At 61.0% G+C, this 13,280-nt stretch carries 15 protein-coding genes; 10 read left to right on the top strand and 5 right to left on the bottom strand.

What is annotated here, in order from left to right; translation table 11 throughout:
• Positions 1 to 216: 216 nt before the first annotated feature.
• Both E5673_RS14630 and E5673_RS14625 read right to left on the bottom strand, forming a co-directional pair.
• Positions 217 to 873: a response regulator gene (locus E5673_RS14630; protein WP_136190578.1), complete on the bottom strand. Its 657-nt coding sequence runs from the start codon at positions 871 to 873 to the stop codon at positions 217 to 219.
• A gap of 94 nt (positions 874 to 967) precedes the next feature.
• Positions 968 to 2,443 carry an ATP-binding protein gene (locus E5673_RS14625; protein ID WP_247599688.1) on the bottom strand — a complete coding sequence of 492 codons (1,476 nt, stop codon included), beginning with the start codon at positions 2,441 to 2,443 and terminating at the stop codon, positions 968 to 970.
• 493 nt (positions 2,444 to 2,936) lie between these two features.
• On the opposite strand from E5673_RS14625, the gene E5673_RS14620 reads away from it, so the two are divergent.
• From E5673_RS14620 to E5673_RS14610, 3 genes are all read left to right on the top strand, one after another.
• Positions 2,937 to 3,335 carry a hypothetical protein gene (locus tag E5673_RS14620; RefSeq protein ID WP_136190576.1) on the top strand — a complete coding sequence of 133 codons (399 nt, stop codon included), beginning with the start codon at positions 2,937 to 2,939 and terminating at the stop codon, positions 3,333 to 3,335.
• Between the two features lie 81 nt (positions 3,336 to 3,416).
• Positions 3,417 to 4,151, top strand: a complete 735-nt coding sequence (locus E5673_RS14615; RefSeq protein ID WP_136190575.1) for a Crp/Fnr family transcriptional regulator — start codon at positions 3,417 to 3,419, stop codon at positions 4,149 to 4,151.
• Positions 4,152 to 4,198: 47 nt separating this feature from the next.
• Complete coding sequence (locus E5673_RS14610; protein WP_136191536.1) at positions 4,199 to 4,345, top strand: DUF4113 domain-containing protein; 147 nt, start codon at positions 4,199 to 4,201, stop codon at positions 4,343 to 4,345.
• 170 nt (positions 4,346 to 4,515) lie between these two features.
• On the opposite strand, the gene E5673_RS14605 is transcribed toward E5673_RS14610, so the two are convergent.
• Complete coding sequence (locus E5673_RS14605) at positions 4,516 to 4,857, bottom strand: HAD family hydrolase (protein ID WP_136190574.1); 342 nt, start codon at positions 4,855 to 4,857, stop codon at positions 4,516 to 4,518.
• 104 nt (positions 4,858 to 4,961) lie between these two features.
• On the opposite strand from E5673_RS14605, the gene E5673_RS14600 reads away from it, so the two are divergent.
• The 7 genes from E5673_RS14600 (at position 4,962) to E5673_RS14570 (ending at position 10,634) form a co-directional block, all read left to right on the top strand.
• On the top strand, positions 4,962 to 5,453 hold the full coding sequence (locus tag E5673_RS14600) for an SRPBCC domain-containing protein (RefSeq protein WP_136190573.1): 492 nt from the start codon (positions 4,962 to 4,964) through the stop codon (positions 5,451 to 5,453).
• Between the two features lie 206 nt (positions 5,454 to 5,659).
• Positions 5,660 to 6,409, top strand: a complete 750-nt coding sequence (locus tag E5673_RS14595) for an SDR family oxidoreductase (RefSeq protein ID WP_136190572.1) — start codon at positions 5,660 to 5,662, stop codon at positions 6,407 to 6,409.
• 17 nt (positions 6,410 to 6,426) lie between these two features.
• Complete coding sequence (locus E5673_RS14590; protein ID WP_210731752.1) at positions 6,427 to 7,482, top strand: polysaccharide deacetylase family protein; 1,056 nt, start codon at positions 6,427 to 6,429, stop codon at positions 7,480 to 7,482.
• 162 nt (positions 7,483 to 7,644) lie between these two features.
• A complete protein-coding gene (locus tag E5673_RS14585) occupies positions 7,645 to 8,247 on the top strand; it encodes an NAD(P)-binding domain-containing protein (protein ID WP_136190571.1) in 603 nt (200 codons plus the stop codon).
• A gap of 86 nt (positions 8,248 to 8,333) precedes the next feature.
• Positions 8,334 to 8,831, top strand: coding sequence for an SRPBCC domain-containing protein (locus E5673_RS14580; RefSeq protein ID WP_136190570.1), 498 nt, complete (start codon positions 8,334 to 8,336; stop codon positions 8,829 to 8,831).
• A 594-nt stretch (positions 8,832 to 9,425) separates the two neighbouring features.
• Positions 9,426 to 9,998: an isochorismatase family cysteine hydrolase gene (locus E5673_RS14575; protein WP_247599406.1), complete on the top strand. Its 573-nt coding sequence runs from the start codon at positions 9,426 to 9,428 to the stop codon at positions 9,996 to 9,998.
• Positions 9,999 to 10,169: 171 nt separating this feature from the next.
• Positions 10,170 to 10,634 carry a hypothetical protein gene (locus E5673_RS14570; RefSeq protein WP_168711643.1) on the top strand — a complete coding sequence of 155 codons (465 nt, stop codon included), beginning with the start codon at positions 10,170 to 10,172 and terminating at the stop codon, positions 10,632 to 10,634.
• Between the two features lie 454 nt (positions 10,635 to 11,088).
• On the opposite strand, the gene E5673_RS14565 is transcribed toward E5673_RS14570, so the two are convergent.
• Complete coding sequence (locus tag E5673_RS14565; protein ID WP_136190567.1) at positions 11,089 to 11,793, bottom strand: sensor histidine kinase; 705 nt, start codon at positions 11,791 to 11,793, stop codon at positions 11,089 to 11,091.
• Positions 11,794 to 12,094: 301 nt separating this feature from the next.
• Positions 12,095 to 13,279 (bottom strand): alpha/beta hydrolase, encoded by a 1,185-nt coding sequence (locus tag E5673_RS14560; RefSeq protein ID WP_210731751.1) that lies wholly within the window; start codon positions 13,277 to 13,279, stop codon positions 12,095 to 12,097.
• Position 13,280 lies beyond the last annotated feature (1 nt).

Here is a 13,280-nt window from a genome sequence, read left to right as displayed (position 1 = left end):
CGCTCGCGCCTGCACCTTGAGATGGGGGCACGGAAGAAAGAGGGGGGGTACGCAACGCGGACAACAAAGTTCGCTCCGCCTCTGGCGATGCCGAACTTCGTCGTCCGCGTCGTTCCCGAGCATGTGCGCCATGGCCGGCATCGAAGCCGACGCTGCGGCGCTCTCGTTCGCAGATGAGACCTCGGGAGGGACGGCCAGACGGAATGAAGATCCGCATCACGCTTGATCTCCATATCGACGGATGCTTGCGTCCCGAACGCCCAGCTGCTCACCCATCCTGACGAGATCGGCGAACGACTGCGCGTCCATCTTGCGCATCATGTTTCCACGATGAATCTTCACGGTGATCACCGACAGGTTCATCCGCGCGGCAATCTGCTTGTTCATCAGACCGGTAACCACGAATGCCATCACCTCCTGTTCCCGCGGCGTAAGAGAGTCGAATTTGCTCGCGACTATCGCCGCTCTTTCGTCCGCCGCACGGCGCGTACGGTCCGCCTCGATCGCAACCGCGACGGACGCCAAAACCTGTTCGTCGGAAAAGGGCTTCACGAGAAAGTCTATCGCGCCGGCTCGCATTCCACGGACAGTCATCGGAATGTCGCCATGGCCTGTGATTAGTATGACGGGAATGTGTATGCCGTCGCGAGCGAGGCGCTCCTGGAAGTCGAGACCGTTCTCGCCACGCAGTCTGACATCCAGTACGAGACAGGACGGCATAGTAGGCGGCGCCGCTCGCAAAAAGGCGTCGGTGCTATCGAACAACGCTACCTGAACGCCGACGGACCTGAACAGGCTTCCGATCGATCCCAGGATCTCCACGTCGTCGTCGACGACACAGACGCAGCAATCCTGTCCCTCTGCGATCGTCACAGCGTCGCTCCCTGATCGCGCATCCGGGTGAGTTCGGTGAACTCACCCGCATCTCCGGCGACAATGCGAACCGGGACATCTTCGCTTCGCTCGCTCATGCGAACACCCGGTGTTCAGCGGGTGAAGCAGGCAGGCGAAGAACGAATGTTGCACCGCCCCGATTGTTGTTTTTTGCTGACAAATGACCTCCGTGGCGTTCGACAATGGCCCGGCATATCGAAAGTCCCATCCCGATTCCGTCGGGTTTCGTCGTGAAGAACGGGTTGAACAATTCTTCGAGATCCCCCGCGATTCCTGTGCCACAGTCACTTACCTCCATAACGAGATCGTCGCCTTCAATTTCGATATCCAGACAAAGACTACGCTGCCCTTCGAGCGCCTCGCTCATTGCCTGAGTTGCGTTCAGGATAAGGTTCATGAGAACCTGCTGAAACTGTATCCGGTCTCCGGTCACTGCAGGAAGCTCCAGCGGAGCCGTGACGTGGACGCTGACGTGGCTCGCCTTGAGGCTGGCATCCATCAACTTCAAGGTATCGTCAATCAACGCACCGAGATCGATGCCCTCCTGCACGCCATCATTCTTGCGTGCGAGCGATAGTACGCGGTCGATTACTTCGATCGCGCGCAAACTATTCTTCTCTATATGGTTCAGGCAGTCGGACACCTCAGCCGCCTCGGGTGCTTCGCGGGCCAGCCACCGCATGCCGGATCTGACGTACGTTATGATGGCTGAGAGAGGTTGGTTGACTTCATGAGCAATCGACGCCGCCAACTGTCCGAGAGTAGTCACACGCGAAACATGCAGAAGTTCCGTCTGTGACTTTTCAAGTCGAGCGCGGGCATGATTTCTTTCAGTCACGTCCAGCGCCATGATGATAACTTTCTTGCATGAGCCGGAGTCCGAGGGACGAGATACACGCAGGACTACGTCGACACTGCCATTGGTGATGGTTTTGAACCGCACCTCCTCTTCGCCGATATGTCCTCCGCGTTTGAACGCCGCGAGTATTCGTACCGCAGCAGCGACCGCGCTCGGCGTGTATAGGTCGTATATGTTTCTACCAATGAGCTCATCCTCGTACGCGAAGCCGAACAGCTTAGCTGCAGCCAGGTTGGCGTCGCTGACGAACGCTGCCTCCAACGCTTGCGTGAGAAGTTCCTCGTTCGGCTCGCCCCCGTCCTCCAACAGGACAAACGCTGCCGACCAATCCGATTCCCAAATAGCAAAGGCTGCAGCATCGAAGATGCTTCGGTAACGGGCATCCGACCGACTGCCCTGTTCGGCAACGACTTGATTGCGATACGAAAGGACAGTCGTAATTCCGATGGCGATCAGACTTACCGTCAGGCGCACGGCCGGAGCTTGCTGTGCGACGCCCCAATGGCTGACGAAGTAGCCGAGGACCGCCAGAAGCGCGCAGACAACGCCGGACGCCAAGATCAGCAGGCCGAGATGGCTGCGTGCCGCTATCAGGACGACGGTCGTGTAAAGGACGGCAACCGCGCCTTGAAGCGGACTCAACGCATCGAACGCGAAAATGCACAGCGCCAGGCTCATCGCCGCCAGCATGTTCAACGCACTTGGTGATCGCATGTTATGGTTGCCCTTGTGCCTTCGATGGCCGTTCCATCGGCATCCTCTCGACCCGAGCTGATGGGTGCTGACCGTCCCGACCCGGTAGGTCTCGGCTGTTCATGATGGCGCTTGGCGCGACGAGGATTCGTCGATCCCACTTTGAACGCGACGTAGCCGACGCAGGATCAGCGATGGCAGTAACGAAGTCGCCATTCCGCGTCCGATCACTCCGTCGGTGGAACTCGGAATGGCGACGTTGAACGTGCGTCCGGGCAGACGGGTCATGTTGTCGTATCCTATTCACAAGGCGTACACCGACGACGACGCTCGCGAACCGGATGAGGGTTCGGCTGAACCGAGCAAACCAGAATGTGTCCGGTCGAGCCCCTCTCGGCCGACTTCGCAAGCATGCGCGTATCGCGTTGGAAGGCGGAGGCGTCGAGATATGTGATCGTCTCGAGCGCCATCCTGGCGTGAAGCCGAACTGATGGGCATCGCGGTGGTCGACACCGTCGCTGGTGACGACCACCGCGATGACGATCTGCACGTCGCGATGTCGCTGGAGGCAATCCGCCACCCGGGTTGCCGTAAACGCCCTCCGCCTGGTGGCAAGGCGGTTCGCCGCCATCTGCGGATATTCCCTCCGCCCCGGCGCGGCGCCTGCGACCGTGATGACCTCGCAGGAAGGTTTCTGGACCGGAGCCAGCATTTCAACTGGCACGCGTCGATCACATGTTTCATCCCGCGTGTTGCCGAAAAGCCGCGCAAACCGGTCTGCACGCCGATTAGCGGCAACGCCGCTGTGGAGTGGAGTTCTGACCAAGCCATCAACTCCTTCATCCGCCGCCTCGCGTCACGCAGGGTTCGGTTTACAACTTGTAGATGATCGTATAGCTATATTACAATAGGTAATTGAGTGATCGACGGCAATTCTCCTGCCAATGCGGACGGAAGGGAAAGGCCAACGATGGCAAACGCATTCGTTGAAAAGTTGCGCGGATATGCGCCGGTTTCTTCATTAGACGAAGCCTTGCTAGAGAAGGCCTGTGTTCGTTCTCGCAAGCTCCCGGCGGATTACGACCTGATCCACGAAGGTGACAGGCCGGGTCCTGTATTCGTTATCTTGTCCGGATGGGCGTGCAGCTACAAAATTCTGCCCGGCGGTAGCCGTCAGATCATATCCTTCCTAATGCCCGGCGACTTCTGTGATATCCACGTCGCCGTTCTGGCCGAGATGGACCACAGCATCGGTACCATCACCGAAGCTCAGGTAGCGACGATCCCTCGTGACCAAATGGAGGAGCTCGTCGAGGTCCGCCCCAGTCTGGCCAAGGCATTTTGGTGGAGCCAGTTGGTCGACGCGGGCGTACTCCGTGCGACAATCGTAAGCATGGGGCGGAGGACGAGCCTCGAGCGTGTCGCTCATCTCCTGTGCGAGTTGTGCTTCCGCATGCGGAACATCGGAATCGCTACTGAAGAAAGCATCGTCATGCCATTCACCCAGATTATGCTCGCTGACGCCGTGGGCATGACGCCGGTTCATGTGAATCGATTGGTTCGAAAGCTGCGTGCGGCGGGCGCGCTGGAACTGGGGGTCGGGACGCTTATCATTGCTGACCTCAAGCTTTTGTCTCAGATTGCAGGTTTCTATGACAACTACCTGCACCGCCGGCTGAGAACACGGCAGAGCGCAACTGCCTAGAGCGGCTTCTTCGGCGTAGAGGATCCGTTTGGGCCCGGTTGCTCGCGGTGGTGGATGGCCTGAACGATCGGGTTGGGCTCGGGACCGTAGGGATCGCGGCGCAGGGACCCGGGGCGAGGGCGATCGATACGAAACTGAGACCGAAAAGCCCGGCCTGGACGGCACCCATGTGCGACATTTCGCGAGTTAGATGAAGCGGGCCCAGCGCCCCATTCCCGGTTTATCCTGCGTCTCCCACTCCGTTTGGGCGGCGCCACAGGAAACGGGCGGTGATCACGGCGAAATTCCTCTCCGTCTCGATCGTGGTTCCTTTACGGGGAAAGCGATGGGCATTCCTCGATGACCAATTCGCGAGCCAGCGTCTTCAGGAGAGAAGCAGTAGGTCCGGTAGTCCAGAGAGATCCTTCAGTACGGCGTCAGGCTGCCAAGCGGGGTTGAGAGGCTCACGGTCCCGGTCGATCCAGACGGACCGGATGCCAAGCTCCTGGCAAACCTTCAGGTCGGTGAACTGGCCCATGCCCACGTGAATCGTTTCGTCCTTCGTGATGCCCATGGTCGAGTACGCATGTAGGAATAGGCGGTGATCAGGTTTGTAGGCACGGGGTGGCGGCTTCGAACGATCGATCAGGCTGGGCTGTCGCAACCGCGCCGATGCTGCGAGTTGATCAATGATAAGCTGGCGGTGAAGCGCTGCCTGTATGGACATCGAACGGGGTGACGAGATCGTCGACTGTTCTTTCCAGATGCGAATTCCCGCAGGCGAGAAACCCCAAAGTCTTCAGACTAAAACCTTCAGATCGGGATGATGTTATGTACGATCATGTAAAATGGCCTGAGCGTTACGGCCCCGATAAATCGGCAATTTACGCGCTGAACGATATCGATGTGAACGCCCCGCCGGAGGTGGTGTGGAGCCTGTTGGTCGATGCCGAGAACTGGTCGGACTATTTTCCCCATGAAGACAAGGTCAAGATCCTGACCGGTGAGCCCGAACTGGCACTCGGCACCAGATACACGCGCGTCACGGTTGGGTATCCCATGAGCCTGGAGGTCACGGAGTACGTCCCCGGCCGCCGGATCTCCTGGGCCACCACGGTCGACGGCGATGAGACGGGGTCAAGCGCCTATCATGGCTGGGTGATCACACCGACCGAAACCGGGTGTCACGTTCTGAGCGAGGAGACGCAGCAGGGCCCGTTTTTCCTCGAACTACTAGGCGAGAAGAACCCCGGCGGACTATACAAATATCATCAGGATTGGGTCGAAAAGCTAGCTCTCAAGGCGGAAGCCGAGGCAGCCTGATCAGTCCGTTGGGCTCAATCCCGGCGCGGCACGCCGTTGTCGCGCAATGTTGGCGGCATCCATGCCGGTCTCCAAAGCACCTTCCGACACCGGTCGGCGATAGCTCCATCTCGCTGAGCGCCGGGGGGATCTGAGCAGCACACCGGTCTAACCGCGGCGCAAGTCCGAGCGATAACGATCTTCAACCATCAAGAGGATTCTTCGACATGGGAAAATTGACCGGAAAAGTAGCCGTTGTCACTGGAGCAGCGAGCGGCATCGGCCTGGCGGCGACCAAGCGCTTCGCTGCGGAGGGCGCGACCGTGCTGATGGTCGATCTCGACGACGCAGCGGTGCAGGCGGCAGCGGAAGGCGGTGGTGCGAGCCTCGATCCGTTCCGTGCCGACACTACCAAGAGCGCCGACCTGGCAGCCCTTCGTGACCATATCGCGCTCGCGTACGAGAGAGTCGACATTCTCTTCGCGAACGCGGGCGTCGCTACCTTTGCGCCGTTCGGGGAAGTGACCGAAGAGGAGTTCGACCGCACAGTCGGCATCAATCTCAAGGGAACCTTCTTTACCGTGCAGACGCTGCTGCCGGTCCTGCGCGACGGCGCCTCCGTCATCCTCACAGCGTCCGTGTCCGGCTACAAGGGCGCGCCCGCCTTCAGCGTCTATTCCGCGACCAAAGCGGCGATCCGCTCGCTCGCTCGCACGCTCACGGTGGATTTGAAGGACCGTCGGATCCGCGTGAATGCGGTCAGTCCAGGCAACATCGAGACGCCGATCGCCAAGCATGCGGGTCTCTCGAAAGAAGACGGCGACGCCTATTTCGAGAAGATGATCGCCCTCACGCCACTGGGGAGAAACGGTCGAGCGGAGGATATCGCGGCCGCGGCACTCTACCTCGCATCCGACGACAGCGCGTTCGTCACGGGCATCGAACTCGTCATCGACGGGGGCTTTGCCCAGATCTGACCTCGACTCCACAAGGCGTGGCCCGCGGCGATGATGCCGGCAATGGCAATCCGGAGGGCGTCATGGCGGACATGACCAGCATATCCGGGTTGAACGACCTCAACCAGCGGCGGCGTGCCGTTAGGCGGCGTAGCGCCCCGACCGTCTCGCCGGCCGCTTGTGCGAAGGAAACCGCAATGATCCCATCTGATACGTTCTGGCCGGACGGCGCTCGCCTCGCGGTAAGCTTCTCGCTCATGTTCGAGGGCGGTGGACAACCGATCTCAGGAGCGCCCGGTTTTCTCCAGGAGCCCATGCAGAAGGGGCTTCCAGACATGGCGACCAACGGGGCGTTCCAGTACGGCGTGTATGAGGGAATTCCCAGGATCCTCGACCTGATGGACAAGCACCAGGTCAGGCTTTCCTCTTTCATGATCGGTCAGGCGGTCGACAAGGCGCCCGATCTCGCACGCGAGATTGTCACGCGCGGCCATGAAGCTGCGGCCCACGGCCACACCTGGGAGAACAGCTATCAGCTCGATCGCGATGCCGAGCGGCGATTCATCGCTGACGGTGTCGAAAGCATCGAGAAGGCCACCGGCCAGACTCCTGTCGGCTGGAACGCATATTACGTCCGCAACTCACCGAACACGTTCGACATACTCCAGAGCCTGGGTTTCAAATACCACATCGATGAACCCAGCGCCGACGAGCCGTTCATCATCAAGCTGAAGGGGGGTGACTTCGTGACCGTTCCTTACACGCTGCACATGAACGACATCGCGTCCTACACCTTCGAAGGCTGGAACCCGTCCGCTTACGAGCAGGCTCTCAAGGACGAGTTCGACCAACTTTACGAGGAAGGCGCACATCGCCGCCGGATGATGGCGATCGGTCTCCACGATCGCATCTCAGGGCATGCCAACCGCGTCCGTGTGCTCGATCGTTTCCTCGCCTACGCGCGCTCCAAGCCCGGAGTCTGGTTCGCTCGCAAGGACGAGATTGCGGCTTGGGCGTTGCAGCGTCGCGACATCACGCCGGTCCGCGACCGGGGCGCCCCGACCGTCAGCGGCCTGCCCGGATCCGCGGCGTGAGGACTCCGGATATCTCGAACCGACCGGTCGCCCCCTTGTTGGCCGTGCCTCCACGGCGCCACGGACTCGCCTGCCCGTAACGCTACTCCCTCCCGGCCCGCGGCGGCGGCGCATCCCGTTTCAACCGGCCCTTCTCATTTCGGGTCGATCAGGAGATACTTTATGAGCTATGCAATCATCGGTTTCGGTCAAGTCGGCCAGGCGCTCGCGGGAATGTTCGCGCGCAAGGGCATCGAGGTGGCAGTGGCAACGACACGCCCGCCCGAAGCCATCGCCGACAAAGCCAGAGAAATCGGCGCGACGGTCGTTGCCAAATCGCTCAGTGACGCGATCACGGCAGACATCGTCTTGCTCGCGGTGCCGTTCTGGTCGCACCGCGATGTCGCCAAAGCGGCCCCCGACTGGGCGGGCAAGACGATTATCGATGTGACCAACGCCTATGGCTTCACGCCCGAGGAGATGGACAACCTCCCCGCTTCCGTCGTAGTCGCCAAGGCGTTCAACGGCGCGAAGCTCGTGAAGGCCTTCAACCATCTTGCCGCACCGGTTCTCGCCAAGGACCCCGCGGTCAATGGCGGCCGACGCGTCATCTTCTTCTCGAGCGACGACGACGAGGGCGCGACGAAGCCGGTGGTCGAGTTGATCGAGAAACTCGGGTTCGCCCCCGTCAGCCTGGGTACCGTTTCCGACGGCGGTACGCTCGTGCAGGCGCGCGGCAAAACCTGGGGGCCGCTGAACTTCCAGGATCTCGTCAAGTTCGAATGACGGCAAGCCGCTAGGCCGGCCGGTCGCGACTCCGCGGCCGCGCCGCTCATGCGACGACCCTTCCCTCGCCAACGCGGAGATGTGCGATGTTCGAAATTATCAAATGGCCCGAGGACATGGTTCCCAGTCGGTGCCCAATCCACTTCACCAACGAACTCGAAGTCGCGGCTTCGCCTGAAACGATCTGGTCGCTTCTCGTCGATACCGAGGCCTGGCCCTCTTTTTACCCGAGCATCAGGCACGTCGAACTGTTGAATGGACATGAAACGCTGTGCCTCGGCACGGAGTTCGAAACGAGCTTCGCCGGCCAGGACGTCGCGGCATCGGTCCAGGAATTCGAGCCGTTCAAGCGCATCGCCTGGGGTGGCCACTCCAAGACGTCCCTGGAATCGGTGGCGTATCACGCGTGGATCATCACGCCGACCGGAGGCGGATGTCACCTCTGGACCGAAGAGACGATGCGGGGCCCGCTCTGGATCGACCTTGCCAAAAAAGCACCTGACGGCTTCTGGCTCGCGCATGAACAGCTTCTGGCCCAACTTGGGCGCGCTGCGGTCGAAAAGGAAGCATCGCTGGCCGCTTGATGCTGGCTGTCGATGCCCGCCGCCGACGAATACCCGACCTAGTTAAAGCGTACCGCGCGTGTCGGACGGGGGGGCGATGACAACCCCGCGCTGATGTCTGGAACGGGTTGGGGCGTACCGACATCGCCTTAGGGCAAGCTGCCGACGGCCTTGGTGATCAACTTGGCTATTTGCAATGCTGGTGCACGCGTGGGCACGAATTTTATCATCCTTGAACCGCGCCTTGATAGAGTTCGTCATCAATAGGCGACGCTTGCGGGACGAGACACCCAAATCGTCAATGGCAAACCGGCAGTTTCAGGCATGGGGTCGGTTTTCGACATGACCCAAACCTAAGTATGATCCCGCGGCTTTGCACGATCGGGCATCAGCGGACGCGAAGAACGGCGCAGGACGATCGATTGATGCTTGGAGAACCACAATACAGAGACTGACGGTCCAGAAGAGGTAGGCGGAAGCATGCCGACTAGACGGAGCCTGTTCATGCAATCTGAGAAGCAGAGTGGCGACCTTGCCTGCCCGTTTGAATGGTCAACATCCTAGCGAAGATCCGTTCCTGAACTGCAGTCCCGCGCCTTCGATCAAACGGTAAACATGGAGACGACCATGGCGGTAACTCTACTCGATCCCAAGGCGGCGTTGCTGATCGTCGATCTGCAGAAGGGATTGCGTGGCCTCCCGACGGTGCACCCGATGGACGCGGTTATCGGCAACGCTCGACGGCTTGCACTTGGGTTCCGGTCGAAGAGCCTCCCCGTCGTGATCATTACGGTCGCTGGCGCCGCTCCTGGGCGCACCGAGACGCCGCAGATTGCAGCGGTGCGTTCCGCAGACTGGGCCGATCCCGTTTCCGAACTGGAGCAGGCGGCCGACGATTATCGCGTCATGAAGAGTCGGTGGGGGGCCTTTACCGAGACCGGTTTGGCCGAGTGGCTGCGGCAACAAGGCGTGAAGCAGGTCGTCATCGCCGGCGTGGCGACCAGCATGGGCGTCGAATCGACTGCGCGCCACGCTCACGAGCTCGGTTTCCACGTGACCCTTGCAATCGACGCCATCACCGATCTCGATGCCGCCGCACACCGGCACAGCATCCGCATCTTCGCGAAGCTGGGAGAGACGGGATCGACCGAACAGATCTTGGCACTGCTGGACGCGCCCGTTCCCTGATCGTCGTTGCGCAGCCGATCACCAAACGACACTTTCACAAGGAGAGTACTAATGCCTCATCTAACCGATTACCCGTTCCAGGTCGCAATTCCGCTCCCGACGGATGAAGAGATCGGCGCTGAAACGGCGACCTATCTCCGTGAGAAGGGTCAGAACTACAAGGACGGCCGCATGATGCTCGGTGCCGGTTCGCTGGGCGTGCCGATCGTCGAACTCGCAAGGGCGGTGTTCCGTGTGGAAGGCGTGGACCCCAAGATCCGTGAATTCATCGTCCTGCGCATCTGCAAGCTGTTGGGTGGCGTGAATCCTTGGGGGCCGAACCTGCGGATGCTCGATAACCTGCATGCATCCGAGGCGGAAAAGGAAGGCATTCAGAACGATGGCCCCGTGACCGGTGTCGATGACGAGGCGAAGCTGATCCTGACGGCGACCGAAGAGCTGACGCTCACGGGGGCGGTCTCCGATGCGTCTTTGCAGGCGATGCGCGACCGCTATTCGGACGAGACGTGCCGGAAATACATCGCGGTCATGTGCTGGTACAACTTCTTCAACCGGTACTTGATCTCAACGCGCGTGCCGGCGGAAACGGAGCAGGAGGTCATCGACAAGGTAGGCGACAACACCATGCCTGCCTGATCTTGCATCCGTCGGGTGACGCTCCGGCGGCAGACATGGCAGCTCGTCTGCGTGTCTGCCGCCGGCCGCACGCTTAAGCAGCGGAGCGGCGATATGGTTGCGGCCCCATCCGCCGCTTTGGAGACCCAGTACATTGCTCTGGAAGGTGGTCGTGTCGTGTTCGACGCCCTGTCGGGCAACGGTCCTTTGATCATCGCGATCCCGGCATGGATAACCTGCGGTCGCCGCAATCTTGGCTCCGGGCGACAATCAGGATCACGGTCGTTCGAAGTACGGCGACGGCACCTCGGAGAGGGTTGAGCGCGTCCAGCGCCAAGATGCCGAACCCCCGGCACGATCGCCGCAAGCATGCTCAGCCGACTTTCCGGCCCCTTGACGTCGGAGTCGTTCCTCATGACTTTTTCGGTGGGGTCCAAGCCAGGTCCGCTTGGACGAGCTGATACCACGTCTTTCGTCACGGATTCGACACGACGTCCTCTGATCCATCTCTGCGAGTCGGCATTCGAAGGACAAACCGTGTGCCGGGCGATGCGTCCTCCCAGACGAAATCGCCACCCAGGCGAGCCACCATCATCTCCACCAGTCTGCTTCCCAGACCCGGCGTATCGACGCGCCCGTTAAGGACGCCACCGCATCCGCGGTCCTCGACGACAACTTGGCATCGGACAGGCGTTTCAGCACTGAGACCAATCCGGACTTCGCCGGCGACGTCGCACGCATATGCATATTTGCACGCATTCGTGACTATCTCGGAGACGATGATTCCGACCGAGACCGCAGCGTCCGGCGCTACGAAGACGTCCTCCGTGCTGATGCAGACGCGTCGTCCCGTAAGGCTGCTCGCGTAGGTCTCGTCCAGATCGGTTCCGAGTTCCACGAGATAGGCCGCAAGGCTTACGGCGGCAGCGTCGCTTGTTCGGCAAAGCAGGCGGTGTACGCGAGCGATCGCCATGATGCGCCGCCGGGTGTTGTCCAACGCCGCAAGGGCTGCCGGATCGACGATACCGTGGCCCTCGGCCGAGACCATCGCTGAAAGGAGCTGCAGGCTGTTTGCGATCCGATGGTTGGTCTCATCGTCACCGGTAGGCGCCTGGAGGCGTGGTAGGATCTGGACCGTCTCGCCGGTCTGTTCTGCGCTGTCCGGTGCCCTGAGCGTCATCGAAATCCTCCGGCGTCGTCGTTGACGCTGACTTCTACCTGAGCGGGCAGCTCGCCGGGATCATACACAGGTATGGTGCGAAGGCCGCTGCGGTAGACGATCGAGGTCCGCTGCCGGCAGATGCAGACGACGTTTCGTGCGACGGCGCATATGCTCAGGTTGGAGGGCATGTTATTCAATGTCGTCCAAGCGCATGCAACGCTTCCTGTCTGGCCTGGTCCAGGTCGACAAGAACCGATGGCCGATCGGTAGGATCTGCCCCCGGCGCACCATAGCCCAGACCGACGACAGGCAGGCCTGACTAACCGTTGGCGTGCTCGGCGCCAGCCACCTCCGTGGCGAAGTCGAGGAGGACCGCGCTCAGCCGCGCCGGCTGTTCCTGCTGAATCCAGTGGCCGGCGCCGTCGATCAACTGGATGCCATGCATTCTCGTCGTCGCCTTCGTCCCCATGAGGTCAAGCGCGCCCGGCGAAACGTAGGGCCCCCAATCGCTCTTCCCGCCGATGAAGAGCGACGGGACATCGATCGTCCTTCCCGAGAACAGGCGCAGCTCGGCATTCAGGCTGGGATCGGCATAGACGCGGTAGGTCTGCAAGCCGCCCTGGAACCCCGTGCGGCCATATTCCTCGGCATACACGGAGAGCTCTGGTTCCGTGAGCCAGCGGCAAGCCTGGATATCGGTCTCGGAAGGCAGAAAGGGGGCGACGTTCTCAGGCATCGTCTTGCCGCGCTCCATTATGTAGTAGGTTGGTAGCTGCGCAAATTCGTCGGGGCGCGACCCCGTCAATGGATGTGGCGCGTTGCCAGACCAATCCGCGCTTTTGACGAAGAAGAACGTACGAAGGAACGCGCGCAGCCCTTGGGGGGGATGCGACAGGTCGTGGTTTGCTTCTCTGGTGCTGAGATACTGTTGGTAGATGATTCTGGGCGGGCTCAGCGCCGCCAACGCGGCTGAGAGATCACGGGCATTGGCGCTGTGTTGCTGAGGCGAAGCGCCGATGTCCGCCGTGTCGAACGGAAACTGCGGAGGTCCGGGGAACGGCGCGCTCATCAGTACCACCGAAGGGAAGACATCGGGTCGGGCGACCGCACAATAGGCTGCGACGGGCGAGCCGAAGTCGTGCCCGACCAGCATCGCCGTTCGGCGATGTCCCAGAGCCGAAACCAGCCCTAGCGCGTCCCGTGTCACATTCAGGAGACTGAAGGGCTCCAGCGGAGCGTCGTAGTCGTTCAACCATCCGGTCGTACGACCGAAACCGCGCTGGTCGGGCGCCACGACGTGATAGCCCGCATCGGCTAGAAGAGGCATCAGGTGGCGCCAGCCGTAGGCCAGATCCGGAAAGCCGTGCAGAAGCAGCGCAAGCGGCCGGCCAGAGCTTTCGAACCCGGCTTCGAGAATATGGACATCGAGGCCGTTAACCCCGTGGACCATGCGCGAGCGAACACTCGCGGGAAGGGTTCCACCGCCATAGGACGATACGGTCACG

The sequence above is a fragment of the Sphingomonas sp. PAMC26645 genome (assembly GCF_004795835.1).
In the GTDB taxonomy this organism is placed as follows: Bacteria; Pseudomonadota; Alphaproteobacteria; order Sphingomonadales; family Sphingomonadaceae; genus Sphingomonas.
Note: the sequence above shows the minus strand (reverse complement) of the source record. Positions and strands in the feature narration are given on the sequence as shown.

What these genes read in the sequence shown, in the direction of transcription:
- E5673_RS14575 (WP_247599406.1), top strand. Translation starts at nt 9,426, where the DNA reads ATGGAGACGACCATGGCGGTAACTCTACTCGATCCCAAGGCGGCGTTG.
- E5673_RS14615 (WP_136190575.1), top strand. Translation starts at nt 3,417, where the DNA reads ATGGCAAACGCATTCGTTGAAAAGTTGCGCGGATATGCGCCGGTTTCT.
- E5673_RS14620 (WP_136190576.1), top strand. Translation starts at nt 2,937, where the DNA reads ATGGGCATCGCGGTGGTCGACACCGTCGCTGGTGACGACCACCGCGAT.
- E5673_RS14625 (WP_247599688.1), bottom strand. Translation starts at nt 2,443, where the DNA reads ATGCTGGCGGCGATGAGCCTGGCGCTGTGCATTTTCGCGTTCGATGCG.
- E5673_RS14570 (WP_168711643.1), top strand. Translation starts at nt 10,170, where the DNA reads ATGATGCTCGGTGCCGGTTCGCTGGGCGTGCCGATCGTCGAACTCGCA.
- E5673_RS14600 (WP_136190573.1), top strand. Translation starts at nt 4,962, where the DNA reads ATGTACGATCATGTAAAATGGCCTGAGCGTTACGGCCCCGATAAATCG.
- E5673_RS14585 (WP_136190571.1), top strand. Translation starts at nt 7,645, where the DNA reads ATGAGCTATGCAATCATCGGTTTCGGTCAAGTCGGCCAGGCGCTCGCG.
- E5673_RS14605 (WP_136190574.1), bottom strand. Translation starts at nt 4,857, where the DNA reads ATGTCCATACAGGCAGCGCTTCACCGCCAGCTTATCATTGATCAACTC.
- E5673_RS14565 (WP_136190567.1), bottom strand. Translation starts at nt 11,793, where the DNA reads ATGACGCTCAGGGCACCGGACAGCGCAGAACAGACCGGCGAGACGGTC.
- E5673_RS14580 (WP_136190570.1), top strand. Translation starts at nt 8,334, where the DNA reads ATGTTCGAAATTATCAAATGGCCCGAGGACATGGTTCCCAGTCGGTGC.
- E5673_RS14595 (WP_136190572.1), top strand. Translation starts at nt 5,660, where the DNA reads ATGGGAAAATTGACCGGAAAAGTAGCCGTTGTCACTGGAGCAGCGAGC.